The organism is Streptomyces rectiverticillatus (assembly GCF_013394065.1).
Classification (GTDB): Bacteria; Actinomycetota; Actinomycetes; order Streptomycetales; family Streptomycetaceae; genus Streptomyces; species Streptomyces rectiverticillatus.
Genome location: NZ_CP040752.1, coordinates 1,081,676 through 1,107,399, shown reverse-complemented (window position 1 = coordinate 1,107,399; position 25,724 = coordinate 1,081,676). Strand labels below are relative to the sequence as shown.

The following is a 25,724-nucleotide window of genomic DNA, read 5'->3' as shown; positions in this document are numbered from 1 at the left end:
CAGGGGCGTCGGGCCGGATCGTGTGGTGCCGTACCGTGCTGGGTCGGCCGTGTCGTGCCGGTGTCTGCGCGGGCACTGGCACGGCAGCATAGGGGTGGCGTCCCGGTGCGCGGTCGTGCCGAGCGGGGCACGGCGCCGTGTTGGGCTCTGCGGAGCCGAGCGGGCGTGGTGGTGTGTGGTCGCCGGGCCGTGAACCGGCGTTCCCTCAGGGTGCCGGGCCCGCCCAGTGGACGGTCGCGAACTCCTCGCCGAAGCCGGGGCGGACCGCGACGTCCACGCGGCCGAGTCCCTCCTGCGGTACGTCGAAGGCGAGCGTCGCCTTGCCCGACGCCTTCGGCTCCAGGGAGCCGGTGAAGGGGGTGCCGACGCCGCTCGCGCTGTCGAAGATCTGCGCCGCCCGGTCGGCCTTGTCGCCGGACTCGACGGTCACCAGGATGCCCGCCGTGTCGAGCGGCTCCTTGGAGCCGTTCGTGACGGTGACCGTGAACTTCACGGGCTGGTTGCCCGCCGTATGCCCCAGGGAGGTGCCGGACGGGGTGAACCGTTCCGGCTTCGTGACCGTCACCTTCAGGCCGCTGCGGTACGCGTAGGTGTCGCCGAAGGCGGCGACCCGCGCCGAGGGGGAGGCCGAGGGCCCGCCGGACAGCGTGATCGTCTGTCCTGTGCCGACCTTGCCGGATCCTCCGCAGGCCACGCCCGCCGTCGCTACAGCGGCGGCGGCCGCGAAGGCCACGGCAGCTCTCCCCGCGCCGGGCCGGACCGCGCCCCGGGGCCGAACGTGCGCCGCCCGGGGCGGCCGTCTCGTGCCCATGTGCACCAGCGTGCGCCGCCGGGCGGCGGTGCGCATCCGGAGGGCGGGGGAGCGGTCCGCCCTGCGGTGTCAGCCGCCCAGGACCTTCTTGAGCTGAGCGGTCTGCGGGCCGGAGTCCTGCGCGGGGATCGTCCAGCGGAAGCTCTTGCCCTCGCCGTCGGTGTACGTGAGGGTGCCGCCGCGCTGGGCGTCGCTGATGTCGAAGGTGCGCGCCCGCACCTGCGAGGCGCCGGCCCGGATCGGGCCGCCCGAGTCGAAGCCCTTCAGGAAGATGTTCGCGTCGTTGTCGGCGGCCTGGCCGTCGGCGGCTATCCACCGCCAGCCGCCCTTCTCGGTCGGCGTGGTCTCGGCGGCGGCCACGTCCGTCATCGGGCGCTCCTTCACCGTGACGATCGCGAACAGGCCGCGCGTGGGCTTGTCGGTCGCGGTCTTGGCCGCGTAGACGACGCTCATGGGCGTGATTTCGAGCTTGCCGCCGCCGCCCGCTCCGACGGTCTCGGTGCCCTTCCCCATGGGCAGGGGCTCACCCGCGGGCCCGTCGGTCGCGGCGGAGGGCGACGAGCCGGCTGACTTCACGGTCTCGGCCTTCGTCTCGCTGCTGCAGGCGGCAAGGGACAGAGCGGCGGCGAGGCAGAAGGCGGTGACGGCTGTGGTGCGCATGCATCCCCCGGAGGTGCGGGTTACTTGAGGTACGAACGGACCGGGGAACCGTACCCTCGGTAACAACCGCCGACGCGCCGTCTGCATCAATCGTGACCAGCTCGCTACCTACCCGGTATTGCGGAGGGGCTGCTTCGTCCCAATAAGGCGCCCCGAAAAGGGACGAGCCGGGCCATCGCTCTCAGCCGAGGTCCTCCCCGGCGCGAGGGCTCAGCATCCCCGCCGCCACCAGAGCGAACAACAGCAGTCCGAGCAGGACGCGATAGATGACGAAAGGCATAAAGCTCCTCGTGGAGATGAAGCGCATGAACCAGGCGATCACGGCATAACCCACCACGAACGCAACGACCGTGGCGAAGATCGTCGGCCCCCAGGCGGTGTGCCCCGCACCCGCGTCCTTCAGCTCGAAGAAGCCGGAGGCGAGCACCGCCGGCACGGCGAGCAGGAAGGAGTAGCGTGCCGCCGCCTCGCGGGTGTAGCCGATGAGCAGTCCGCCGCTGATCGTCGCGCCCGACCGGGACACGCCGGCGTACCCGAGCACCACGCCCATCACGACGAGCGTGGTGGCGATGAGCCGCAGGTCGCGGAACGGGCCCTCGATGGCATCCTTGAGCACCAGCCCCAGCACCCCGATGGGGATCGAGCCGACGATGGCCGGCCACCCCGTCCGGGCGTCGGGATCGCGTCGCGCCCGCCGGTCGTGCAGCGACCGGCACCAGGCGCCGACGATGCGTGCGATGTCCTTGCGGAAGTAGATGAGCACGGTGGGCCTGTGCCATCCAAGTCGTCGCGGCCGGGCCGGCACGGTGGCACCGGCCGCCCGATCATCCACAAGATGGAAGGCGCGCCGACGTCGCCCGCGTGAACGGTTCCTTAACCCAGGGCCGCAGCGGACGACGGATGCAGACGGAGCGTCAGGCCTGCCCCGTCTCGAACCGGGTGACCTTTCCGCCGTCGACGGTGAAGTACCACTTGGTGCGCATCTCGCCCCACGTGTCGTTGCGGTAGCGGGCCACGAGGGCCAGGCCGTCGTCGCTCTCGGACTCGACGTCCATGTGGCCGTTGGACGTGAAGACCTCGCGGTCCGCCCACTGGGTGAGGTTCCGGTCGGTGCCGTCGTCGGACATCGTCGCGCCCGGCGCGAGGGACTCGTGGAAGGCGGTGCGGTCGCCCGCGTTGAGGGCGCTCACCAGCGTCCGTACGGCAGGTTCGGAGAGTTGTTCGACGGGGATCACGGGACGGCTCCTTTCGGGGGCGTGTCCAGGACAGGACAGCACTTCCGCAGCGCCCGCGCGCGCCGGGCCCGCCCGGATGGCGGAAGGGCCCAAGTCGCCCGCCGGAGGCCGGAAACGGCCGGGCTACGACCGCGACAGCCGCCGCGCCAGGCCCTTCTTGCGCCAGGCCACGACCACCGCCGCCAGACCGGTCACCGCGATGAACGCCGTCGCGCCGAGGAAGGCGGGCGACGTCGGCGCCGTGGCGTGGCTGCCCGCGATCACATAGGCGGCCGTGGCGGGCGCACTGCCCAGGGCGGTCGCCAGCAGGAACGGGGTCCAGCGCATGCGGGAGACCGCGGCGCAGTAGTTGGCGGCGGCGAAGGGCACGCCCGGAAAGAGCCGGACCGCCATCATCGACCGGAAGGCGTGCCGGCTCAGCTGCCGGTCCGCGGCCTTCAGCCACCGGCCGCGCAGCAGCGGCCGCAGCGCGTCCTGTCCCAGCAGCCGGCCCAGCCCGAAGGACGCGGCCGAGCCCAGCACCGTGCCCACCACCGCGGCCGCCGTCCCCGTAGGGGCGCCGAAGAGCGCTCCGGCGGCGATGTTCAGGATCGGGCGCGGCACGAACGCCGCGGTGCACAGCCCGTAGGCCGCGGAGAACAGCACCACCGCCGCACCGCCCGACAGCTGCGGCCAGCCCTCGGCGAGCATCCGCTCCGGGCGCAGCGCGAGCACCGTGGCAGCGGCGGCGGCCAGCAGCACCACGAGCAGGCCCAGACGGAACCACGGGGACAGCCGGGCACGCGAGCGGAGCTCGGCAGGGCCGGGGGAGGGCGGGGCGGCTTCGGGCATCGCTGGAGCCTAACCGACAGGGATATAAAGAGGTCGTCATCCCGGAAAGACGGGGCGGTGCCGGAACACTCCTTCCCCGTACGTTCACTCGAACGCCCTCCGTCCGCCCACCGCCCGTGGCCGGGGAAAACCGGTCGACGCCCCGCACACCGTGCGCGAGCATCGAGCGCATGAACCGGCCAACTTCCGGCCATCCGCGCCACAAACCGCACGTCAACATCGCCGCCCTCGGCCCCGCCGGCCACGGCAAGACGACGCTCACCGCCGCCGTCACCCACGTCCTCGGCATCCGCGCCCGGGCCCTCTCCGTCCCGCCCGCCGGCCTCGGCCGCGCCCGGGCGGAGAGCGCACCCGGCGGTACCGTCGCCTGCGTCCACGTCGCGTACGAGACCGGCACCCGCCACTACGCCCACACCGACCCGCCCGGCCGGCCCCGCTTCACCAAGAACCTGCTCGCGGGTACGGCCCGGATCGACGGTGCCGTCCTCGTCGTCTCCGCCGTCGACGGGCCCGCGGCGCAGACCGCCGGGCACCTGCTGCTCGCCCGCCGGGCGGGCGTGCGCCACCTCGTCGTCGCCCTCACCAAGGCGGACGCGGCCGGTCCGGAGCTCACCGACCTGGTCGAGCAGGACGTGCGCGCCCTGCTCACCGCCCACGGCTACGACGGCGAGCACACCGCCGTCGTCCGCGTCTCGGCGCTGCGCGCGCTGCAGGGCGACCCGCGCTGGACCGCCACGATCGAGGCGCTCCTCGACGCCGTCGACACGTACGTGCCGACGCCCCTGCGCTACACGGACGCGCCCTTCCTGCTCTCCGTCGACAAGGTCCTCACCCTGCCCGCGCGCGGCACGGCCGTCACCGGCGTCATCGAGCGCGGCACCGTCCGGTTCCGCGACCACGTCCAGCTCCTGGGGCCCGAGGGCCCCCGCGACACCCACGTCACCGGGCTGGAGGCCTTCGGCCGCCCGCTGACGGAGGCCCGGGCCGGAGACCGCGTCTCCCTGCTGCTGCGCGGGCTGCACCGCGAGCACGCGCACCGGGGCGACACCGTCGCGGAGCCCGGCAGCGTCGTGCCGCGGCGCCGCTTCACCGCGGACGTGCGCCTGCTGCGCGCGGACGAGGGCGGCCGGCACACCCCCCTGTTCTCCGGATACCGGCCGCAGTTCCACCTCCGCACGGCCGACGTCCCCGGCACCGTGATCCTCGGCGGGCCCGGCGTCGCGCTGCCCGGCGAGACCGTCACGATGACGGTCGTCCTCGACCGGGAGGTGCCCCTGGAGACCGGCCTCGCCGTCGTCATCCGCGAAGGAGGCCGTACGGTCGGCACCGGAACGGTCTCCCCCGCCGTGCCGTGAACGCACAATAGGGGCGTGGAAGAACCGATACCCGTCACGCGGGACGTGGACTGGGGCACCGCCAAGCTGATGCCCGACGTGGACCGGCCGCGGGCCTGGCTGCTCACGGTGAACGGCGCGCCCCAGTCGTACGTCGACCTGGACGACCCCACCCACCTCGAATTCGAGTACGCCCAGCGGGTCGCCCACGTCCTCGACGCCGCCGCGGAGCCGCACCGGGCCCTCGACGTGCTGCACCTCGGCGGCGGGGCGCTGACCCTGCCCCGCTACGTCGCGGCCACCCGCCCGGGCTCGTGGCAGCGCGTCGTCGAGGCCGACCGCGGCCTGCTCGCGCTGGTCGCCGAGCACCTGCCGCTGCGGCACGGCTCGGGCGTCGAGGTGATCGCCGGTGACGCGCGCAGCGAGCTGGAGGCCTCCGCGGACGCTTCCGCCGACGTGATCGTCGCCGACGTCTTCGGCGGCTCGCGGGTGCCGGCCCACCTCACCTCGCTCGCCTACGCACGCGCCGCCGCCCGGGTGCTGCGCCCGCACGGCCGCTACGCGGCGAACCTCGCCGACGGCGCGCCCTTCACCTTCCTGCGCTCACAGGTGGCCACCTTCCGGGCCGTCTTCGCCCACGTGTGCCTGATCGCGGAACCGTCGATGCTGCGCGGCCGGCGCTTCGGCAACGCCGTCCTCGTCGCCTCGCACACCGAACTCCCGGTCGCCGCACTCGCCCGCCGCGCCGCGGGGGACGCCTTCCCGGCCCGGGTCGAGTACGGGGAGGCGCTGGAGCGGTTCGCGGACGGCGCGCAGCCGGTCGGCGACGCGGACGCCGTGGGATCCCCCGAGCCGCCGGGCGGGGCGTTCAGCGTGGGCTGACGCCGGTGCCGCGGGTGCCGCGGGACCGGGGGACCACCGGGGATCAGGAGCTCTTGAGGGGCCTGAGGGAGCTCATGATCTTCTTGATGACGTCGTCGGGCACCTCGTCCTCGGTGCCCGTGGCGCTGTAGAGGCACCACGTGGCCAGGTCGCCGTTGACGTCCTTGTACGTCACCGTCGCGGACTTGGCGGCGGTGGCGCAGTGGTGCTTCTCGCTGATCCCCGTGACCGTCGCCGAGGAGGAGGTGCCGGTCAGGCCGTGGTCGCTCTTGAACTCCTTGCCCTTGGAGTAGTTGAACTTCCCGGACTTCTTCTGGTCGAAGCCCCAGTAGAGCCAGTTCAGCGCCTCGTTCTCGGCGGCGTCGGCCTCGCTCTTGGCGCCCTGGGCGCCCTTGGTGCCGGCGGCGGCCGGGACGGCGTCCTTCTCGCAGCGGTCCTCGGCGAAGCTCGCCACTCCGGACATGCTGATGCCCCCGCCCTTGGGCGGGAAGGACTTGTCGCCCTCCTTCGTGAAGCCGAAGTTCGTCCCCGGAGAGAGGATCTTCCACTCCTTCGGCACGTCGTAGGCGATGTGCCGCTTGCTGTTCGTGACGACCTTCCAGCCGTCGATCACGGGCTTGACCTCGACGTTCGCCCGCGGGTTGTCGGCGGGGTCCTCGCTCGCGCCCTGGGACGGGGACGGCGCGGCCGACGACGAGGACGCCGAGGGCGCCGCCGTCGGGTCGTTCTTCGCCACGTTCTCGGTGTCGTCGTCCTTCAGGACCACGACACCGGTGATCACGGCGGCGGCCACGACGGCGATCGCCGCGGTGACCGCGATCACGGTGGTGCGCTTGCGGTTGTCCCGCGGCGGCTGCGGGGCACCGGGCGGGGCCGGCGTGTGCCACTGCTGACCACCGGGCGGGGTGGGGTGCTGCGCGCCCGCGGGCTGCTGCTGGTACGGATTCGGCTGCCGGGGTCCCGGCTGCTGGTACGGGTTGGGCTGCGGGTAGCCCGGCTGGGCGCCGGACGGCGGCCCCGGCGGCGGCACCGGCGTCTTGTACGGATTCGAATCCTGCGGGTTCTGCTCGCCCCCGGGCGGCTGCTGTCCTGGCCACATGGCCGATAACCATAGAGGCAGAAGATGACCTCGGTGAGGGCACCCCTTCCCGCCGTTGCTACCGACTGGTAACTTGCGGGCATGTCTGAGACCACCCAGCCGTCGATCGGCGACATGCTCCTGGCCACCGTGCCCATGGCCAAGACGCTCGGCCTCGTCTTCGAGGAGGCCACCGCCGAGCGCGCCGTCGTCCGCCTCGCCGACCAGCCCGAGTACCACAACCACGTCGGGGGCCCGCACGCCGGCGCCATGTTCACCCTGGCCGAGTCCGCGAGCGGCGCGATCGTCCTGGCCGCCTTCGGTGACCAGCTCTCGCGCGCCGTGCCCCTGGCCGTCCGCGCCGAGATCGGCTACAAGAAGCTCGCCATGGGCCCCGTCACCGCCACCGCCGAGCTCGGCCGCCCGGCCGCCGAGGTCGTCGCCGAACTGGACGCGGGCGGCCGGCCGGAATTCCCCGTCCACATCGCGATCACCCGCGAGGGTGGCGACGTCACGGGCGAGATGACCGTCGTGTGGACCCTCCGGCCGAACAAGTAGCCGGTCCGCCGCAACCCGCGAGGCGCTGAGGGAGTCCTCTCCTCCAGTAGGCTTCCCGGCGTGCGCCCCATGGCGCACGCCGGGAAGAGATCGTCAACGGGAGGAACCGGCGTTGCACATCCAGGAGTGGCTCGAAACGGTACCGGCGATCGCCGTCTACCTCTTGGTGGGCGGGGTCATCGGGCTGGAGAGCCTGGGTATTCCGCTTCCCGGTGAGATCGTCCTCGTCAGTGCCACGCTGCTGGCCGCCACCCAGGACCACATCAATCCGTACGTTCTGGCGGCGTGTGCCATCACGGGCGCCATCGTCGGCGATTCCATCGGCTACATGATCGGCCGCAAGGGCGGCAAGCCGCTGCTGGAGTGGCTCGGCCGGAAGTTCCCCAAGCACTTCGGCCCGCACCACGTGGCCACCGCCGAGCGCTCCTTCCAGAAGTGGGGCATGTGGGCGGTCTTCGTGGGCCGTTTCATCGCCCTGCTGCGGATCTTCGCCGGCCCGCTCGCGGGCGTGCTGAAGATGCCGTACTGGAAGTTCCTGATCGCCAACGTGCTCGGCGGCATCGTCTGGGCCGGTGGCACCGTCGCCGTGATCTACTCCGTCGGCAAGGTGGCCGAGGAGTGGCTGAAGAAGTTCTCCTGGCTCGGTCTGGTCGCCGCCGTGCTCTTCGGTCTGGGCTCGTTCATCGTGATGCGGATCAAGGCCAAGAAGGCCGGGGCCGCCCACGCCGCCGATTCCGCCGCCGCCCAGCCGGAGCCGGTCCGGGCCGCCGACTGATCGCCGAGCCGGCTGATCGCCGAGTGACGCCGGGGCTTCCCGGAGCCTCGCCCAAGCCCCCCGGGCCCCGCAGCGGGCCCGGGGGGCTTTCTGCGTTCTCTGCGTTCTCTGCGTTCCCGGCCCGCGCCCGGGGGCCGCTCAGCCCGCGTCCTGGCTGATGCTGAGGCGTACGAGATCCGCCAGCGTCGGCGCAGGGCGTTTGGCGCGGATGCGGCGGAGGTAGGTGCCGACGGTGTGGACGCTGATACCGAGTCGCCTGGCCGTCTGGTGGTAGGTGAGCCCCGCCCCGATGTGGGCCAGCACCTGCCGCTCGCGGGGCGACAGGCGCGGCGGTCCCGTCTGGACGCTGAGGCCGGGCATCGGTTCTCCATGGGGCAGGCGGAGCCGCGCGGCATGGGTGGCCTGCGGCCGGCCGCGGGTGAAGTTCCTTCCCCCCGCGCGACGCTTTTGAATGGATCTAACCACGAACTCGGCTAAAAGCAAGCAAAAAATAGTGGCCAACCGGTCAATGGCCTCTTAATCGCCGGTAAGTCGACTGTCAAGTCCCCAACTTCCGTGGCTCCAGCCCTGCTTCGAACCGGGCGAGTGTGAGAACGTGCGCCGCCGACCGCGGCGCCGACGCAACCCGGAGCGAGCGGAGGGGGACCGCGCATGGGGCACTTCCGTCTGCTCGTCGTCGGCAACGGAATCTCGGCGTACGGCAGCTACTTGAACATGGTGGCGCTGAACGTCTTCGTTTACCACGTCACCGGCAGCGCGCTCACCGCCGGCCTCTTCATGGCCGTCCGCCTGGTGACCAACGTGCTCTCGGGCTTCGTGGCCGGGCGTCTCGTCTCGACCTGTGACCGCAAGCGGCTCATGGTGGGCGCCGACCTCACCCAGGCCCTGGCCCTGATCGCCCTGCTGCTCGCGCCCGGCGGGGCCCGGGTCGGGCTGCTCTTCGGCCTGGCGGTGATCACCGGGTTCTGCTCGACGCTCTCCCAGGTCGCACTGCGCAGCAGCGTGCCGGAGATCGTCGGGGCCGAGCACCGGGCCCGCGCCAACGGCCTGCTGGTCACCGGCCGCTCGCTCGCCATGATCGCGGGCTTCGCCTCGTCCGGCCTGGTCGTGGCGCAGCTCGGCTACTCCGCGGCGTTCGCGCTGGACGCCGCCACCTTCGTGATCTCCGCGACCGTCCTGTTCCTGCTGCCCGTACGGACCCGGGCGGCCGCGGAGGACCCGGCGGCGGAGGCGGGCGCGGAGCAGCAGGGGGCCGGCGCCGCGAGCGACGCCGCGAGCGGCTTCGCCCGGATGCTGCTGCGCACGGCGCCCCTGCTCGCGGTGATGATCGCCGTCCGGGCCGTCGACGGACTGGGCTCCTCGTCCCACAACGTGGCCCTGCCCATCTACTCGGACAGCCTCGACCCCGGCCACCCGGCCACGTTCATCAGCCAGTTCTGGGCCACCTGGGCCATCGGCAACATCGTCGCGCAGCAGCTGTTCGGCCGGGTCACGAAGAAGACCGGCCGCACCCCGGGGGAGCGGGCGTTCGCGCTCGGGGCGTGCGTGATGTCGGCGGCATTCATCGTGGTCTTCACCGGTCTGCCCACCGTTCCGGCCATCATCGCCGCGCTGGTGGCCGGCATGGCCGACGGGTTCACGGAGATCGTGTACATCTCCCGGCTCCAGGCCGCCCCCGACGCCCAGCGCGGCCGCCTCTTCGGGCTGTCCGCCTCGGCCGAGAACACCGGCTTCGGCCTCGGCATGATCGTCAGCGCTGCCCTGCTGGAGTCGTTCTCGCCGCTGCAGGTGGTGGCCGCCTTCCACGGCCTGGCCATCGCCCTGTGCGTCGCCCTGCTCGCCGTGCTCCTCAGACGCGGCGGCAAGCTCACCCGGAGGGAGGACGGGCCGCCGACCGGTCAGGACGTCCGGGGCGCACCGGCGGACGCACCGGCGGACGTATCCACGGCCGGAAGCCACGGCGGAAGGCCGCAGCTCATGACATCCACGCGCCACGAAGGAACCGGCCAGGGCATCGCCGTCATCGGACTGGCCTTCCGGTTACCGGGAGCGGACACCCCCGAGCAGCTCTGGCGCGTCGTCCGCGACGGGACGGACTGCATCACCCGCTTCACCGACGAGGAGCTCGCCGCGGCCGGAGTGCCCGCCGAGCGCTACGAGGCACCCGGCTTCGTCGGCGCCTCCGGGATCCTGGACGACCTCACCGGCTTCGACGCCCGGCACTTCGGGATGAGCGCCCGCGAGGCCCGGCTCACCGACCCGCAGCAACGCATGTTCCTGGAGTGCGCCCAGCACGCCCTGGAGAACGCGGGATACCCGGGAGAGCGCGACGGCACCCGGGTGGGCGTCTACGCCACCACGGGCTACCACCTCTACACGCTGGAGAACTACCTCCTCAACAACGTCCTGCCGAGCGTGCCCGCCGACAACTGGATGGCGGGCATGCAGATCGTGACCGGCAACGCCCCCGACTTCACCGCGACCCGCGCCGCCTACCGGCTCGGCCTGACCGGCCCCGCCGTCAACGTCCAGACCGCCTGCTCCAGTTCGCTCGTGGCGGTACAGACCGCCGCGCAGGCGCTGCTCGCGGAGGACTGCGACATCGCCCTCGCCGGCGCGGCGGCCGTCCACGTGCCGCAGGTGCTGGGCTACCAGTACGTCAAGGGCTCCATCCTCTCCAAGTCCGGCCGGCTGCGGGCCTTCGACGCGGGCGCGGACGGCACCGTCGGCGGCACCGGCGTCGCCGCCGTCGTCCTCAAGCGGCTCGACCGCGCCCTCGCCGACGGCGACACCGTCCACGGCGTCATCCGCGGCTGGGGCGTCACCAACGACGGCGCGGACAAGAAGGCGTACACCGCCCCCAGCGCGGGCGGCCAGTGCGCCGCCATCCGCCGGGCCCTGGAGCGGGCGGGCGTCGGTGCGGACACCATCGGCTACCTGGAGACCCACGGCACGGGCACCCTCAAGGGCGACCCGATCGAGTTCGACGGCGCCGCGGCCGCCTACCGCCAGGACACCGACCGGACCCACTACTGCGCCCTCGGCTCGACCAAGGCCAACATCGGGCACCTCGACGTGGCCTCCGGCCTGGCAGGCCTGATCAAGACGCTGCTCGTCCTGAAGCACGGCGTCGTCCCGCCGATGGCGAACTTCACCACCCCCAACCCGCTGCTCGCCCTGGACGGCAGCCCCTTCTACATCCCCGGCACGGCCACGCCGTGGCCGGAGGGGGACCACCCGCGGCGCGCGGGCCTGACCTCCCTCGGCATCGGCGGCACCAACGTCCACTTCGTCCTCGAGCAGGCCCCCGAGCCCGCGCCCCGGCCGGCGGCCGCCGCGGACCCGCCGGACGTCCTCCTGGTCTCCGGCAGCAGCGAGGAGGCGCTGGCCGCCAACGCCCGCGCCTTCCGCGACGCCCTGCGGCGACGCCCCGGGACCCCGCAGGCCGACCTCGTCACCACCGCCGCGCTCGGCCGCACCCACCGCCGCCACCGGCTCGCCGCCCGCGGCACCGGCCCCGCCGCGCTCGCCGACGCCCTCGACGCCTGGCTCGCCGGCACGGGCACGGCGGCGGTGACGACCGGGACGGCGCCGCGCGAAGACGCCGCCGGCACCGCCTTCCTCTTCACCGGCCAGGCCAGCCCGTACCGGGGCATGGCCGCGGAGCTGTACGGGCGCTTCCCCGAAGTACGGGACGTCCTCGACGCCTGCGAACGCCACTACCGCGACCTCACCGGGGGCTCCCTGCTCGACGGACTGCTCGGCGGGCTGCTCGGCGGACCGGGCCGCGGTCCCGGCTCCGGTTCCGCGGGTGCGGGCCCCCTTTGGCCCACCGACACCGCCCAGCCCGCCCTGTTCGCCCTGCAGTGCGCCCTGACCAAGCTGTGGCGGGACGCCGGTGTCACCCCCGCGGCCGTCACCGGTCACAGCGTCGGCGAGTACGCGGCCCTGCACGCCGCCGGAGCCCTCTCGCTGGAGGACGGCCTGCGGCTGACCGCCGAGCGCGGCCGGCTGATGCAGCGGCTCTGCGCGCCCGGCGCGATGGCGGCCGTACCGCTCACCCGCGACGCGGCCCTCGCCCTGGCGGCCGAAGTCCCCGGCGCCGAGCTGTCCGTGGCCAACGGCGAGCGCTCCCACGTGCTCGCCGGGCCCGTGGCAGCGGTGGAGCGGGTGTGCGCGCTGCTGGAAGCGCGCGGCACGCCGGGCGAACGCCTGCCGGTCGACCGCGCCTTCCACACCGCCCTCATGGACCCGATGCTGGAGGACTTCCGGGCGGTGCTCGGCACGGTCACGTTCCGGCCGACGGCGATCCCCTTCGTCAGCGGGCTCGACGGCACCGTCCGCCCGCCCGGCTGGACCCCGGACACCGCCTACTTCCTGCGGCACACCCGGGAGCCCGTCCGCTTCGACGAGGCACTGCGCACGATCGGCGGGACGGCGCCCGCAGCACTGGTCGAGATCGGCCCGCACACCACGCTCAGCGGCCTGGCGCGCCGGGCCCTGCCCGGAGTGCCCGCGCTGCCCTCGCTCCGCCGCGGCACCGGCCTCGGCACGCTGTGGGGCGCTGCGGCGGGCCTGCACTGCGCGGGCGCGGACCTGGACTGGCGGCCGCTGCTCACCGGCTGCGGCGGCCGCAGGATCCCGCTGCCGGGATACCGATTCCAGCACGAGGACTACTGGACAGGGCCGGAGTTGACGGCCGTACGTACCGGAACACCAGCGACAGATGGAGCCACAGTGGTACAGCACGAGGCAGCGGTCGAGCGGGTCGTCCGAAGCATCATCGAGTCCACCGCCCGGCATCTCGGCCACGACCCGGACGCCATCACCGGCGAGACCTCCTTCTTCGACCTCGGCGCCGACTCGCTGCAGATGATCAGCGTCCTGCGCGAGCTGGAGCAGGAGCACCGGGTCAAGGTCTCGATGCGGGAGCTGTTCGAGGAGACCGGGACGCCGCGGCGGCTCGCGGAGCTCATCGCCGGCCGGATGCCGGGGCAGGCCCCCGGGGCGGCGGCCGCGCCCGCTGCGGCCGCTTCCGCTGCGGCGCCCGCCGCGCCGCCCGTGGCGCCGGTGCCACCCGTACCGCCCGTGGCTGAGCAGCCGGTCGCGCAGCAGCCCGCCGCCGGGCAGTGGCCCGCCGCGCCCGAGCCCGTGGCCCCGTCCGCCGCCGCACCCGAGTACGCGACGCGCCGGGAGCTGGAGGACCTCGCCCACAAGCTGCAGCAGATATCGCAGATACAGCTGCAGATGATGTCCCAGCTCTCCCAGCTGCTGTCCCTGCAGACCGCCGCCGCGACGGTCCGCCTCAACGGCAAGGTGGCCCAGTGACCGGCCTGGACGCCGCCTCCGCGGCCCTCGAACAGGACCTCGCCGCCATGACCGAGCTCTCGCGGCGCATCGCCGAGCAGATCGGCGGCGGACCGGCGGGCAGCCCGCCGTACGGGACGTCGCCGGGCACGGAGAAACCGGCGGCCGTGGACAGGCCACCTGTCCCGGCAGCGCCGGGGGGCGGCGAGGACCTGGCGGTGGCGCCGGAGAATGCACCTGGCACAGGAACGCCGGCGGTCGCAGGCACGCGGGCGGGCGCGGGGAATCCGGTGGCCGCGGGCGAGCCGCCCGTCCCGGTGGCCCCGAGCGATTCGGCCCCGGGTGCCGTGGCGGCCGCGGAGCAGGACGCCGCGCCGCGGCGCGTCCACGGCCCCCGGGTGACCGTCTCGCGCGCCTCCGGCATGGTCCAGGGCGGCGCCCCCCGCTCCCAGCAGGGCCACCTCGACGACCTCGTGCGCCGCTACACCGCCAAGACGCCGACCTCCAAGCAGATCGCCCAGCGCTACCGCCGGGTCCTCGCCGACAGCCGCGCCGTCGTGGGCTTCCGCAGTGGTACGAAGGAGATGCTCTACCCCATCGCGGGCCGCCGGGCGAGCGGCGCCCGCCTGCAGGACGTCGACGGCAACGAGTACGTCGACATCACCATGGGCTTCGGCGTGCTCCTCTTCGGGCACGAGCCGGCCTTCGTCAGCGAGGCGGTGCGCGAGCACCTCACCCGCGGCATCCAGCTCGGCCCCCGCAACGCCGAGACCGGCGAAGCCGCCGAGCTGCTGGCCGGGATGACGGGCATGGAGCGCGTGGCGTTCGCCAACTCCGGTACGGAGGCGAACTCCGCGGCGATCCGCCTCGCCCGCTCCGCCACCGGCCGCAACAAGATCGTCACCTTCCTCGGCGCGTACCACGGCCACGCCGACACCGTCCTCGGCCGCTCCTCGGGCGGCCCGGAGGCCCGGGTCACCGTGCCCGTCTCCCGCGGCATCCCGGACAGCGCCGTCTCGGACCTGATCGTCCTGGAATACGGCAGCGACGCGTCCCTGGAGGCCATCGCGCAGCAGGCCGGGGACATCGCCGCGGTCATCATCGAGCCCGTGCAGAGCCGGCATCCCGAGCTGCAGCCCGTCGAGTTCGTACGGAAGCTGCGCGAGCTGACCGCCCGCCTCGGCATCGTCCTCATGTTCGACGAGATGCTGACCGGCTTCCGCCCCGCGCTCCGCGGCGCCCAGGAGCTGTACGGCGTCACGCCCGACCTCGCCACCTACGGCAAGCTGCTCGGCGGCGGTTTCCCCATCGGGGCCATCGCCGGCCGCGCCGACATCATGGACGGCGTCGACGGCGGCTACTGGTCCTACGGCGACAACAGCTACCCGCCCGCGGACACGACCTTCTTCGGCGGCACGTACATCCAGCACCCGGTGTCGATGGTCGCCGCGCGCGCCGTCCTCACGCACCTCAAGGAGCACAGCCCGCTGCTGCAGGAGCGGCTCAACGCCCGCACCGGTGAGCTGGCCGCGACGCTCAACGCCTTCTTCGAGGCGGAGGAGTTCCCGCTGCGGATGAGCCACTTCGGCTCGCAGTTCCGCTTCGACCACCGTGCGGACATGGAGCTCCTGTACCACCACCTGATGCTGCGCGGCGTGCACGTGTGGGAGTGGCGGAACTTCTTCCTCTCCACCGCGCACTCGGACGGCGACCTCGAGTTCATCGCGGACGCGGTGAAGGGGTCCCTGCGGGAGCTTCGGGGGGCGGGCTTCTTTCCGGGTGCCCGCGCGGCGGCGCGGGGCGCGTCTGTGGACGCGTCCTTGGCGGACCTGGTCACCGTAGCCGCGAAGGCGCCGGCCCCGGCCGCACCGCCCCGGGGCTCCGCCCCGGACCCCGGTCCTCAAACGCCGGACGGGCTTAAGAGGGGAGGGGATTCCGGCCTGCGGGAGTCAGGCGCGCCTGTAAAGCAACAGGCCTCCGGCCTTCAGAACCCGGGCGGGCCCGGGCGACAGGCAGCCCCAGGTGCCGACACCTCCGGAGAGCCGGAGCGGCGCGTGGCCGCCATGGCCTGGAACGCGGCCGCGGCCACCGCACCGGGCACGCCGGAGCCGAGGCCCGTAGCGGCCGCGCCGCAGGCAACCCCCCGTACGCCGGACTTCAGTGTCTACTTCTTCGGCGACTACCCGCAGGACGCCGACGCCGACGCCGACGCCGCCGACGGCGGCGCCGCGCCCCGCGAGGGCAAGTACGAGCTGCTCCTGGAGACCGCGCGGTTCGCGGACCGGAACGGGTTCCACGCTCTGTGGATGCCCGAGCGGCACTTCCACTCCTTCGGCGGGCTCTTTCCCAATCCCGCCGTGCTCGCCGCCGCCCTGTCCCGGGAGACTTCGCGCATCCGGCTCAACGCCGGGTCCGTCGTCCTGCCGCTCCACGACCCGATCCGGGTCGCGGAGGAGTGGTCGATGGTGGACAACCTCTCCGGGGGCCGCGTCGGCATCGGCATCGCCAGCGGCTGGCACGCCAACGACTTCGTCTTCTTCCCCGAGCGCTTCGGCCGGCACAAGGAGGCGATGTACGAGCAGCTGGAGCAGGTGCGGCGGTTCTGGCGGGGCGAGGCGCTGCGCCGGACGACCGGGGACGGCGAGGCCGACGTGCGGCTCTTCCCGCGGCCCGTTCAGGGCGCCCCGCCCATGTACACCGCCGTGGTCGGCAACCCGGCCTCCTTCGAGCTGGCGGCCCGCCACGACCTCGGCATCGTCACCAACCTGATGACGCAGAGCGTCGAACAGCTCGCGGAGAACGTCGCGCTCTACCGCCGCACCCGCGAGCAGCACGGCCTGGACCCGGCCGCCGGGCGCGTGGCCGTCCTGATGCACACCTACCTCGCCGGCCGTCACGACGTCGCGCGGGCCGAGGCCTACGAACCCCTGTCGCGCTACATGCGGGCGTCCCTGTCGCTGTTCGGTGGTGTCACCAACAGCCTCGGGCACAACGTGGACCTCTCCTCACTCAGCGAGGACGACCTCGACGTGGTGTTCCGCCGCGCGTACGACCGCTACTGCGACCAGCGGGCGCTGATCGGCACGGTCGACAGCGTCGCGCCCGTCGTGCACTCGGTGACCGCGGCCGGCGCCGATGAGATCGTCTCGCTCGTGGACTTCGGCGTCGCGCCGGACGAGCTGCGCGCGAGCCTCACCCACATCGACGCGCTGCGCCGCCGCCACCGCCGGGCCCCGGCCGAGGCCGGGACCAAGGCCGAGACCAAGGCCGAGACCAAGGCCGTGGTGCCGGCCCCGGCGCCCCCCGTCCCCACGGACGCCCCGCTCTCGCCGGGCCAGCAGCGGATCTGGTTCCTGGAGCGCATGCTTCCGGGACGCACCGCCTACAACGAGACCAAGGCGATCCGCCTCGACGGCCCGCTCGACGTGGCGGCCCTGCGCGCTGCGCTGCGCGGCCTGGTGGCCCGCCACGAAGGCCTGCGCACCGTCTTCCGGGAGACCGGCGACGAGCCGCGCCAGGTCGTACGGGCCCCCGCCGAGCCCGACTTCACCGTCGTGGACGGCACGGGGCGGGGCGAGGCGGCGGTGCAGGAGACCCTGGCGGCCGAGAGCGCCCGCCGCTTCGACCTCGCCGAAGGCCCCCTGTTCGTCGCGCGGCTGGTGAAGCTCGCCGACGACGCGCACGTCCTCGTGCTGTCCCTCCACCACATCGTGGTCGACGCGGCCTCCGCGACCGTCCTGACCCGGGACCTGTCCGCCCTCTACCGCGCCTGGCGCGACGGCACCGAGCTCGGCCTGCCCGACCTGACGTGGAGCTACGCCGAGTACGCCCGCGAGCAGGCCGCCGCCCTGGAGGGGCCGGAGGCCGCCGCGGACCTGGCCTACTGGCGCGAGACGCTCGGCGGCGACCTGCCCGCCCTGAACCTGCCCACCGACCGGCCGCGCCCGGCGGTGATGACGTCCAACGGCAGGGCCGTCTTCCGCACCCTGGACCCGGAGCTCTCCACGCGGCTGCGGGAGCTGAGCCGGGCCCGCCGCGGCACCCTGTTCATGACCCTGCTCGCCGGCTACGCGGCCATGCTGCACCGGGTCACCGGGCAGGACGACATCGTCATCGGCACCCCGATCTCGGACCGCCCGCAGCGCGCCGAGGACCTCCTCGGGTTCTTCGTCAACACCCTGGCCCTGCGCTTCGACCTCTCCGGCGACCCGTCCTTCGCGGCGCTCCTGGACCGCGTGCGCGGCCGCGCCCTCGACGCGTACGACCACGCGGGCGTGCCCTTCGAGGCGGTCGTGCGCGAGCTCGCGCCGCCGCGCGTCCTGGACCGCACTCCCGTCTTCCAGGTCCTCGCCGAGTTCCAGAGCAGCGAGCCCTTCCGCTTCGAGCTGCCCGGGGTGCGGGCCACGCCGCTGGACGCGGGCCCGGACAAGGCCCTGACGGACTTCACCGTCTACTTCACGGACCAGCCGCAGGGCATCCGCTGCCACCTGGAGTACAACACCGACCTGTTCGAGCCGGAGACCGCCGAGCGGTTCTTCGGCACCTTCCGGGACCTGCTCGCGGCCGCCGTCGAGGCGCCGGAGGCCCCGCTGTCCCGGCTGGCCGCGACGGCCGCCCCCGGCGACCCCGTACCGGCCGCCTGGCAGGACGGCCCGGTGCGGACTGCGGCGGCCGGCACCGTCCACGAGCTGGTCGCCCGGCAGGCCGCGGCGGCACCCGGCGCCACCGCCGTGATCGACGGCGACACCGTCCTGACCTACCGTCAGCTGGAGGAGCGGGCCGGGAAACTCGCCGCCGTGCTCCGGGAGCGGGGCGGCGACGGCGCCCCCGTCGCCCTGTGGCTGCCGCGCTCCGCCGAACTCGTCGTCGCCATGCTCGCGGCGCTCAAGTCCGGCCGCGCGTACGTGCCCCTGGACCCCGCACTCGGCCGCTACCGCGCCGAGACGGTGCTCGCCGAGTCCGGTGCCCGCACCCTGGTGTCCACGCACGACCAGGCGGCGGACCTCCGCCTTCCGGACGGCCTCACCGTCGTCACCCCCGACGACGTCCCGGCCGGAACCCCGGCCGGCCCGGCATCCGTGGCGCCCGCCACGGACGGCGAGTCCCTCTGCTACGTCATTTACACGTCGGGCAGCACCGGCACGCCCAAGGGCGTCGCCGTGCCCCACCGCGCCGTCACCGACCTGTGCGCGTGGCAGCACCGGCGCTTCGGCTTCACCGCCGCCGACCGCAGCGCCGTCGTCTGCAGCCAGAGCTTCGACGCCTCGGTCATGGAGATCTGGCCGGCGCTGACCGCGGGGGCCTCGGTCACCGTCGCCGGCGACGCCGTCCGCAAGGACCCGCTCGCCCTCGCCCGCTGGTACGCCGCTCAAGGGGTCACCTTCACCATCCTGCCGACGGCCCTCGGCGAGACCGTGCTGCAGGTCGCGCCGGACGACCAGCCGCCGCTGCGCCACCTGCTCCTGGGCGGTGACGTGATGCGCACCCGGCCGCGCCCCGGCACGCCGTACGAGGTCGTCAACGTCTACGGGCCCACCGAGGTCACCGTGCTGTGCACCGTCGAGACGGTCGCCCCCGGCCCGCAGTCCGGCGGCGAGGAGATCGCGATCGGCCGCCCCGTCGACAATGTGCGCCTGCGCGTCCTGGACGAGTCCGGCGCGCCGGTCCCGGTCGGCGCGGTGGGGGAGCTGTACGTCGGCGGACCGGGCGTGGCCCGCGGCTACCTGCACCGGCCCGAGGCCTCCGCAGGACGCTTCCTGCCCGACCCCGACGGGTGCGCGGACGGCGGCCCGGACAGCGGTCCGGACGCCCGGCTCTACCGCACGGGCGACCTCGTGCGCTGGACCGCCGACGGCAGGCTGCAGTTCCGCGGCCGCACCGACGACCAGGTGAAGATCCGCGGCTACCGCGTCGAGCCGGAGGAGGTCTCCCGCGCGCTCAACGCCCTGGACGGAGTGCGCGAGGCCGTCGTCCTGGCGCGCCGCAACGGCCGGGGCGAGGCGTACCTCGCCGCCTTCACCGTCCCCGCCGACCCGGTCGGCGACGGAGCCGACGACCGGCAGGCGTTCGCCGACCTGATGGCCGACGCCCTGGCCGAGCGCCTGCCCGAGTACCTCGTGCCGCGCGCCTGGACGGTCCTGGCCGCGCTGCCGGTGACGGCGGCGGGCAAGCTGGACCGCGCGGGCCTGCCGGTACCGGACCTCGTCACTGCAGCACCCGCCGTACCTGCCGCGCCTGCTGCACCCGCCGCCCCTTCCGCCTCTGCAGCGCCCGCACCCGGGAGCGACGTCGAGCGGCGGCTGCGCGCCCTGTGGGCCGCGGAGTTCGGCACCGACGCCGGCGGCATCGCCCCCGACGCCTCGTTCTTCGACCTCGGCGGTCACTCCATCACCGCGATCCGGCTGGTCAACCGGGCCCGCGAGGAGTTCGGCACCGAGTACCCGATGGTGCGCTTCTACGAGGAGCCGACCCTGCGGGCCATGGCCGCCTTCCTGTCGGGGTCGCCGTCGCGTGAGAAGGACACGGACACGGAATCGGGAGTGGTCTTCGGCGACGCCGTAGAGCACCGGGCCCCCGCCACCGAGCAGCAGATCCGCTTCGTCACGGGCCAGCTCGGCCATCCCCTCCCGCAGGTGTTCAACGTCGCCATGCGCCTGACCCTCACCGGCGACCTGGACGTGGCGGCACTGCGCACCGCCCTGACCCGGCTCGTCGCACGGCACGAGGGCCTGCGCACCCGCATCGTCCCGGCGGGCGACGACGACTGGCAGCAGGAGATGCTGCCCGCCCGGCCCGTCGACCTGCCCGTCGAGGATCTGAGCGGGCTGCCCGCGGGGGAGCGCGAGGCGGGGCTGGAGCGGATCGCCGCCGAGGCCGCCGAGGCTCCGTTCGACCTCGCCGCCGGAGCGGGACCGCGGCTGCGCCTGCTGCGGGCCGGCGAGCGCACCTGGGTGCTGCTGTTCGTCCTGCACCACGCCGTGTGCGACGGGTGGGCCGTCAGCCTGCTGCTGAAGGAGCTGGCCGCGCTCTACGGCGCCGCCGCGCAGGGCCTGCCCGACGGGCCGGCGCCCGAGCCGCTGCAGCCGGGCGCGTACGCGCGCTGGCAGCGCGAGCACGCCGACCCCGCCGCCGACGAGCGCAAGCTGAAGTTCTGGCGGCGGGAGCTGGACGGCGTGCCGTTCGGCATCGACCTCCCGCTGGACCGGCCGCGACCGGAGAAGGCCAGCGGGCGGGGCGGCGCCGTGATGTTCACGGTGCCCGCCGACGTGCGCGCGGACGTGGAGCGCCTGGCGCGGAGCAGGGGCACCACGCCCTACGTGGTCACCGTGGCGGCGCTGGGCCGGCTGATGGCCCGCAAGTCCGGCCAGTCCGACGTCGTGTTCAGCATCTCCTACGCCAACCGCGAGCGGCGCGAGTTCGAGTCGCTCGTGGCCTGTACGACCTCCGGGTTCGCGCTGCGGGTGCGCGACGGCGAGGCGGCGTCGTTCGCGGCGCTGACGGACCGGGTCGCCCGTACGTCCGTGGAGTGCATCGACGAGCTCCTGCCGCCGCGGCGCCTCGCCCCCCTGATGCAGCGGGAGGGGGTGGACATGCCGGACCGGCTCGCGGTCGGCTTCGCGTACCAGAGCTCGCTGGAGACCGACATCGAGATGCCGGGGCTGACCGTGGCCGTCGAGGACCTCGCGCCCGCCGCCTCCCGGGCGGAGCTCACCCTCGGGCTCGTCCCGGCGGGCGACGTGCTCGCGGGGATGGCCGAGTACTCGTCCGACCTGTGGGACCGGGAGACCGTCGAAGGCTGGATGCGCGACTACGTCGAGCTGCTGCGCGAGGAGGTCCGGGCGGCCCTCGCGGGCTGATGCGCACGGCCGGCCGGTGGGGTGAAGATCACAGGTCACCCCGGCGGCCGGCCGGCACCCGGCCGACTACCGTGTCCGGGTGCCGAAGAACCGGAACACGTTCTCTTCCGACGCCTCCACCGCCCTGCGGGCGTGGGGGCGTCGTGCCGCGTCCCGCGCGGTCCACCGCGGCTGGCGGTGGATCCAGCAGGCCGGCGCGGTGACCGCCGAGCGGCCGGGTCCGTACCGCTTCGGCCGGATCGGCACGGCGACCAGGATCGCCTTCCCGCTCGGCACGGTCTTCGGCGAGCGCTGGATCGAGCTGGGCGACCACTGCATCATCGGCGAGCAGGTCACGCTCACCGCCGGGATGATGCCGGACCTCGACCTCGGGCCCGACCCCGTGCTCCGGCTCGGCAACGGCGTGGTCCTCGGCCGGGGCAGCCACGTCGTGGCCTCGCAGCCGGTGACCTTCGGCAACGACGTCTTCTGCGGCCCGTACGTCTACGTCACCAGCGACAACCACTCCTACGACGACCCGCACCAGCCCATCGGCAGGCAGTGGCCGCGCAGCGCGCCCGTCACCATAGGCTCCGGCAGCTGGCTGGGCACCGGCGCGGTGATACTGCCCGGCGCACGCCTCGGCCGGAACGTGGTGGTCGCCGCGGGCTCCGTCGTCCGCGGGGAGGTCCCGGACCACGCGGTGGTCGCGGGCGCACCGGCGAAGGTCGTACGACGCTGGGAGCCCGAGACGGGCTGGATCCCGCCGCTGCGGACGGCCCCTCCGGTACCGATTCCGTCGGAGATGACGGCGGAACAGCTCAAAGCACTCGCAGAACTGCCGCCGTCACCGGACGGGCCCTAGCCGGGGGCCGCGACCGGCCGTTGACCATTTTCCTGCGCGGGGGTTGATCGTTCAGCGGAGGGCCGGGCCTTCTATGCTCGGCTCCACGTTTGAGACGGAGAGCTGGAAGGGGGGCTCGTGCGTCACTTTTGGCGTGGATCACGCTCTCGCGTGTGGGTGCTGGCGGCCGGGTTGATGGTGTCGGTGGCCGGATGCGGCGGCGGTCAGGCGGTTCCCCACGAGGGGGCCGGTCCTGTGAGTGGCGCGCGGGAAGGAGGCCTCGGCACCGGTCCCGGCACAGTGCTCGACGCCGAGGCGCTGAGAAAGGCCCTGCCGGATCTGCAGAGCATGCCGGTGGGCTGGAAGACGGGAATTACGCAACTGAACGCCCGGGATGTGCCCCGGGAGAAGCGGTGTCCGAAGGAGGGAGGTCCCAAGGACTGCTGGTTGCAATGGAGCCATGGCACGGTGCAGTACAGGGCACCCGGTGACTCCGGCAGCGTGGACTGGTATCTGTCGGCCTATCCCGACCGGGAGGTGGCCGGCACCGCCTTCAAGAACCGGCATGGGAACAAGCCGAGCGCTGCCTCTGAGGTTTCCATGCCGAAAGTCGGCGACGAAAGCTTGGCTTACGCCAAGCCGCGGGCCGCCTACGCCGACCCGAGCATCGCGATGACCGTACGCGTGGGCACCGTCATCGCCGTCCTGACGTATCAGGACTCGGAGAAGAACCCGGACAGTGCCCAGGTCCTGCTGTCCCTGGCTCAGATGCAGGCGAAGCGTCTGCGACAGGCCGAGCTGGGCCGGGTGCCGACGGCCACAGCCGGCTGAACGTCCGCCCGGCCGGCCACCCGCCCGGCCGCCGGGACGCGCAAGTACGCGCCCCCTCCGTCCGCCCGTATCGTGCCGCCCCTGAAGCCGTTGTCCTGGATATGAACATCACACGTCTCACCCGCCCGGCTCAGCGGTACCGCTTCCCTCGTGCGCTGTCCCTCGCCCTGGGGGCCGCGCTCGCGCTGTCCCTTCCGGCGGGGTCCTCCCACGCTGCGACGCCGCCCGGCGAGGCTGCCGCGGGGCCGTGCGTGGTGCGCAGTGACGGCGAGCGGGCCGCCGAGGAGCTCAAGCGGTGCGACCAGAGCTCGTTCGATGCGCTCTTCGCACGGGCTCCCGCGGGCCGCATGCCTGACGGGCCCATGCGCGGTCAGGCGCTGAGGTGCAGCGCGTGCGGACTGCCGGTCACCGACCGGGCGTTCGGCCTGCTGGCCGGTGCGGTGTGGCACGGCAAGGACTTCCGCACCGACGGGCGCGGCGGGCACCTGTACCAGAACGTCGGCCCCGGCCTGCGGGTGATCCGGGGCGAGGTCGGATATGCCGCCTATCCGGACGACGGCCGCCGGGCCGTCCGCGTCGTCCATCCGCACGACATGGGCGGACTGGTCACCGACTGGCTGCGGGAAGTGCGGCCGGGCGTCTACGCGGGAGTGGCGACGCTGACCGAGCCGGGGCTCCAGCCCTGGCGCGTCGCGGACTTCGTGCTCTATCGCTGAGTGCCCGTCGCTGACCGGGGCGCATCCTGGATCCGCCCGGCCGGCCTCACTGTCAGCGCTCTGTGTCATCATGCGGACGCGTTCCCGGGGAGCGGGCTGCGGACTACTGATGGCCAGGGGGTTGGGGATGGGAGCGGGTACGGAGCCGGACGGCTCGTCCAGGTCCGACGAGGAGTGGGAGCGGTTTCTGCGCGAGTCGGTGGCGGGTGCCGCCGACGCGCCCAAGGAGCCGTCGGCGCGGGCCCGCGACGTGGCAAAGCGGCTGCGCGCGGAGCCCGGCCGTGGCATGGAGGGCCGGCGCAGCCACACGCCCGCGCGGCCCGAGCGGCGCACGGGCTGGTACGTGGCCGGGCTGCCGGCCTTGCTGGTGCTGCTGGTGGTGGCGCTCGCGCCGGGGCGGGTGGTGGACCTGTTCGCCGGTGCTGACTCCCCGCCGCCGGCGGCCCGCCCGGCCCAGGTATCCCCGGCGGAGGCGGCCCGGCGCCCCACACCGGACGAGCCGTTCCGTGGCTCGCCGGCGGCGAGCTGGGCGAGCGGAGCAGCGGGGATCACCGTGCCGAAGGCCGCGGCGGTGGGCTGGATGAGCGCGGCCGAGGTCGAACGGGCTCTCGCCCGCAGCCGGGACTTCCTCCTCGCGTCCGGCCTGGACCGCGGGGTGCTGCGGGGCGAGCACCCCGAGAAGGCGATCGCACTGATCAACCCGCACCAGAAGGACGTCCAAGGCCTGCTGAAAACCGCTTTCCGAACGCCGAGCGAGAAGAACGACCCCCTCCTCCTCTTCAGCCGCTTCCAGCCCTCCCGCACCCGCCTGGTCGGCGACATCGTGAAGACCCGGGGCGGGCTCACCTACCGTGAGGGCGAGCGCGGCGCGCTCCAGGTGACCGCCGACGTCACCTTCGTCTACCCGGTCACCCGCGCGGACGCGGGCGGCGACGACGAGATCGTGCGCACGATCGTCCGGCGCGAGCTGGTCCTGAGCTGGGACGACCCTGACAAGGTGCTCACCGAGCCGGGCACGTTCTCGATCGTCTCGTACAAGTACGACATGACCAACGGCGGCTGCGGCGCCCCCACGGGCTACTTCACCCCGCCCTTCGGCACGGACCGCCGGGTGGACGGGACCGGCACGGAGGTCGACCCGTACGACCGCAGCGCGCCGGTCGGGCAGGGCGAGTCCTCCGGGGGCGAGTGCAGGAGGGCGACGCGGTCCTAGCGGGCGTTATTCGGTGGAGGCCACCTCATACGGGTATCCCTAGGATCGCAGGTCCAGTCCATTCCTCGCCGCCGGGTTTCGCGGCCGCGTGGGCGGTGAGGGCCTGGACGTGCGGGTGGTGCAGCTGCCGGCCGGCCAGTTCCGGTCCTCCGCAGGCCGGCTCTACGAGAGCGAGGCAGGTGTAGTCCGCCGATGCCTGGACGCGCAGGGCCAGGCCCGAGCGCGGGCCAGCGGGGTGGCGGCAGGCCCGCCGTCCATCACCCGTAAGAGCGCGGCGGTCTGGGTGGTGACCGTGACGGGGCTGGGCCGGGACTCGTCGACGAAGCCGTCGTCGAGGGCATAGAGCCAGGTCATCCAGTCCGCCGCGACATGCAGGACCTCCTCGCCGGCGGATGGGTACGCGTAGGCGGCCAGATGACCGAAGACGTGAGAGCTGTTGCTGATGCGCGCGGCCTCATCGCACAGCTGCTGGTCGACCAGCCACTGGCGGGTGTGCCACTCCGCCCCTTGAGGGTCGGGCGAAAGCCGGGAGCCTGCGTGGTGTCCTGCGGCGCCGTGGACGGTTCGGAGGTTCCGGGCATGGCCGAGACGATCCCATTCCGAGGAGACTGGCAGTCTGGTCACAGGCCGTCACGAGAGCTGGACAACTTCGAAGCTCGAAAGTCGCTCCCCGGGGGCGGTGGAGGGGCGATCAGTCAGAGCGAGGCCCCCGCCGCGTGCGTGCGTTCGGTTAGGCTGGCCTTGCCTGGCGTGCCGGCGTGCAGATTCGGGTTTCGGTGCCGCAGGTGTGGACCAGAGGACGGAACGGGCAGAG

Annotated in this window: 18 protein-coding genes; 10 read left to right on the top strand and 8 right to left on the bottom strand. The window is 73.6% G+C overall.

Annotated elements, in window-relative coordinates; all coding sequences use genetic code 11:
- Nucleotides 1-205 precede the first annotated feature (205 nt).
- The 5 genes from FGW37_RS04420 to FGW37_RS04400 form a co-directional block, all read right to left on the bottom strand.
- On the bottom strand, nucleotides 206-733 hold the full coding sequence (locus tag FGW37_RS04420; RefSeq protein ID WP_179079854.1) for a DUF4352 domain-containing protein: 528 nt from the start codon (nucleotides 731-733) through the stop codon (nucleotides 206-208).
- Nucleotides 734-880: 147 nt separating this feature from the next.
- Nucleotides 881-1,471, bottom strand: a complete 591-nt coding sequence (locus FGW37_RS04415) for a hypothetical protein (protein ID WP_179079853.1) — start codon at nucleotides 1,469-1,471, stop codon at nucleotides 881-883.
- A gap of 181 nt (nucleotides 1,472-1,652) precedes the next feature.
- Nucleotides 1,653-2,276, bottom strand: coding sequence for an undecaprenyl-diphosphate phosphatase (locus FGW37_RS04410; RefSeq protein ID WP_425506633.1), 624 nt, complete (start codon nucleotides 2,274-2,276; stop codon nucleotides 1,653-1,655).
- A gap of 109 nt (nucleotides 2,277-2,385) precedes the next feature.
- Complete coding sequence (locus FGW37_RS04405; protein ID WP_179079851.1) at nucleotides 2,386-2,706, bottom strand: nuclear transport factor 2 family protein; 321 nt, start codon at nucleotides 2,704-2,706, stop codon at nucleotides 2,386-2,388.
- A gap of 123 nt (nucleotides 2,707-2,829) precedes the next feature.
- Nucleotides 2,830-3,537, bottom strand: a complete 708-nt coding sequence (locus FGW37_RS04400) for a TVP38/TMEM64 family protein (protein WP_179079850.1) — start codon at nucleotides 3,535-3,537, stop codon at nucleotides 2,830-2,832.
- Nucleotides 3,538-3,707: 170 nt separating this feature from the next.
- Between FGW37_RS04400 and FGW37_RS04395 the strand changes: the two genes are divergently transcribed.
- Nucleotides 3,708-4,892, top strand: coding sequence for a GTP-binding protein (locus tag FGW37_RS04395; RefSeq protein ID WP_179079849.1), 1,185 nt, complete (start codon nucleotides 3,708-3,710; stop codon nucleotides 4,890-4,892).
- Nucleotides 4,893-4,907: 15 nt separating this feature from the next.
- A complete protein-coding gene (locus tag FGW37_RS04390) occupies nucleotides 4,908-5,753 on the top strand; it encodes a spermidine synthase (protein WP_179079848.1) in 846 nt (281 codons plus the stop codon).
- 43 nt (nucleotides 5,754-5,796) lie between these two features.
- Here the strand turns inward: FGW37_RS04390 and FGW37_RS04385 are convergent, their stop codons facing one another.
- Entirely contained in the window at nucleotides 5,797-6,852 is a 1,056-nt protein-coding gene (locus FGW37_RS04385; RefSeq protein ID WP_179079847.1) for a DUF8017 domain-containing protein, read from the bottom strand.
- Between the two features lie 81 nt (nucleotides 6,853-6,933).
- Here FGW37_RS04385 and FGW37_RS04380 point away from each other — a divergent pair, with 81 nt between their 5' ends.
- Together FGW37_RS04380 and FGW37_RS04375 are read left to right on the top strand one after the other, a co-directional pair.
- Complete coding sequence (locus tag FGW37_RS04380; protein WP_179079846.1) at nucleotides 6,934-7,389, top strand: DUF4442 domain-containing protein; 456 nt, start codon at nucleotides 6,934-6,936, stop codon at nucleotides 7,387-7,389.
- Nucleotides 7,390-7,501: 112 nt separating this feature from the next.
- Entirely contained in the window at nucleotides 7,502-8,164 is a 663-nt protein-coding gene (locus tag FGW37_RS04375) for a DedA family protein (RefSeq protein ID WP_179079845.1), read from the top strand.
- A 138-nt stretch (nucleotides 8,165-8,302) separates the two neighbouring features.
- On the opposite strand, the gene FGW37_RS04370 is transcribed toward FGW37_RS04375, so the two are convergent.
- Nucleotides 8,303-8,524: a response regulator transcription factor gene (locus FGW37_RS04370; RefSeq protein WP_058041396.1), complete on the bottom strand. Its 222-nt coding sequence runs from the start codon at nucleotides 8,522-8,524 to the stop codon at nucleotides 8,303-8,305.
- Between the two features lie 291 nt (nucleotides 8,525-8,815).
- On the opposite strand from FGW37_RS04370, the gene FGW37_RS04360 reads away from it, so the two are divergent.
- The 6 genes from FGW37_RS04360 (at nucleotide 8,816) to FGW37_RS04335 (ending at nucleotide 24,910) form a co-directional block, all read left to right on the top strand.
- The gene (locus FGW37_RS04360) at nucleotides 8,816-13,492 is read left to right on the top strand and encodes an MFS transporter (protein ID WP_343067022.1); all 4,677 of its coding nucleotides are present in this window, start codon (nucleotides 8,816-8,818) and stop codon (nucleotides 13,490-13,492) included.
- Nucleotides 13,489-21,327, top strand: a complete 7,839-nt coding sequence (locus FGW37_RS04355) for a MupA/Atu3671 family FMN-dependent luciferase-like monooxygenase (RefSeq protein WP_246430265.1) — start codon at nucleotides 13,489-13,491, stop codon at nucleotides 21,325-21,327. Before FGW37_RS04360 ends, FGW37_RS04355 begins: the two co-directional genes overlap by 4 nt.
- A 79-nt stretch (nucleotides 21,328-21,406) precedes the next feature.
- Nucleotides 21,407-22,171 carry an acyltransferase gene (locus FGW37_RS04350; RefSeq protein ID WP_179079844.1) on the top strand — a complete coding sequence of 255 codons (765 nt, stop codon included), beginning with the start codon at nucleotides 21,407-21,409 and terminating at the stop codon, nucleotides 22,169-22,171.
- A gap of 150 nt (nucleotides 22,172-22,321) precedes the next feature.
- Nucleotides 22,322-22,981 carry a hypothetical protein gene (locus FGW37_RS04345; RefSeq protein ID WP_179079843.1) on the top strand — a complete coding sequence of 220 codons (660 nt, stop codon included), beginning with the start codon at nucleotides 22,322-22,324 and terminating at the stop codon, nucleotides 22,979-22,981.
- Between the two features lie 101 nt (nucleotides 22,982-23,082).
- Nucleotides 23,083-23,697 carry a hypothetical protein gene (locus FGW37_RS04340; protein WP_179079842.1) on the top strand — a complete coding sequence of 205 codons (615 nt, stop codon included), beginning with the start codon at nucleotides 23,083-23,085 and terminating at the stop codon, nucleotides 23,695-23,697.
- 127 nt (nucleotides 23,698-23,824) lie between these two features.
- Nucleotides 23,825-24,910, top strand: coding sequence for a hypothetical protein (locus FGW37_RS04335; RefSeq protein WP_179079841.1), 1,086 nt, complete (start codon nucleotides 23,825-23,827; stop codon nucleotides 24,908-24,910).
- Between the two features lie 162 nt (nucleotides 24,911-25,072).
- On the opposite strand, the gene FGW37_RS04330 is transcribed toward FGW37_RS04335, so the two are convergent.
- Entirely contained in the window at nucleotides 25,073-25,534 is a 462-nt protein-coding gene (locus FGW37_RS04330; RefSeq protein ID WP_179079840.1) for an isoprenoid biosynthesis enzyme family protein, read from the bottom strand.
- Nucleotides 25,535-25,724: the final 190 nt, after the last annotated feature.

Excerpts from the sequence above, each read along its gene's own strand:
- FGW37_RS04360 (WP_343067022.1), top strand. The coding sequence starts at position 8,816 with ATGGGGCACTTCCGTCTGCTCGTCGTCGGCAACGGAATCTCGGCGTAC.
- FGW37_RS04385 (WP_179079847.1), bottom strand. The coding sequence starts at position 6,852 with ATGTGGCCAGGACAGCAGCCGCCCGGGGGCGAGCAGAACCCGCAGGAT.
- FGW37_RS04380 (WP_179079846.1), top strand. The coding sequence starts at position 6,934 with ATGTCTGAGACCACCCAGCCGTCGATCGGCGACATGCTCCTGGCCACC.
- FGW37_RS04395 (WP_179079849.1), top strand. The coding sequence starts at position 3,708 with ATGAACCGGCCAACTTCCGGCCATCCGCGCCACAAACCGCACGTCAAC.
- FGW37_RS04400 (WP_179079850.1), bottom strand. The coding sequence starts at position 3,537 with ATGCCCGAAGCCGCCCCGCCCTCCCCCGGCCCTGCCGAGCTCCGCTCG.
- FGW37_RS04415 (WP_179079853.1), bottom strand. The coding sequence starts at position 1,471 with ATGCGCACCACAGCCGTCACCGCCTTCTGCCTCGCCGCCGCTCTGTCC.
- FGW37_RS04335 (WP_179079841.1), top strand. The coding sequence starts at position 23,825 with ATGGGAGCGGGTACGGAGCCGGACGGCTCGTCCAGGTCCGACGAGGAG.
- FGW37_RS04370 (WP_058041396.1), bottom strand. The coding sequence starts at position 8,524 with ATGCCCGGCCTCAGCGTCCAGACGGGACCGCCGCGCCTGTCGCCCCGC.
- FGW37_RS04340 (WP_179079842.1), top strand. The coding sequence starts at position 23,083 with ATGAACATCACACGTCTCACCCGCCCGGCTCAGCGGTACCGCTTCCCT.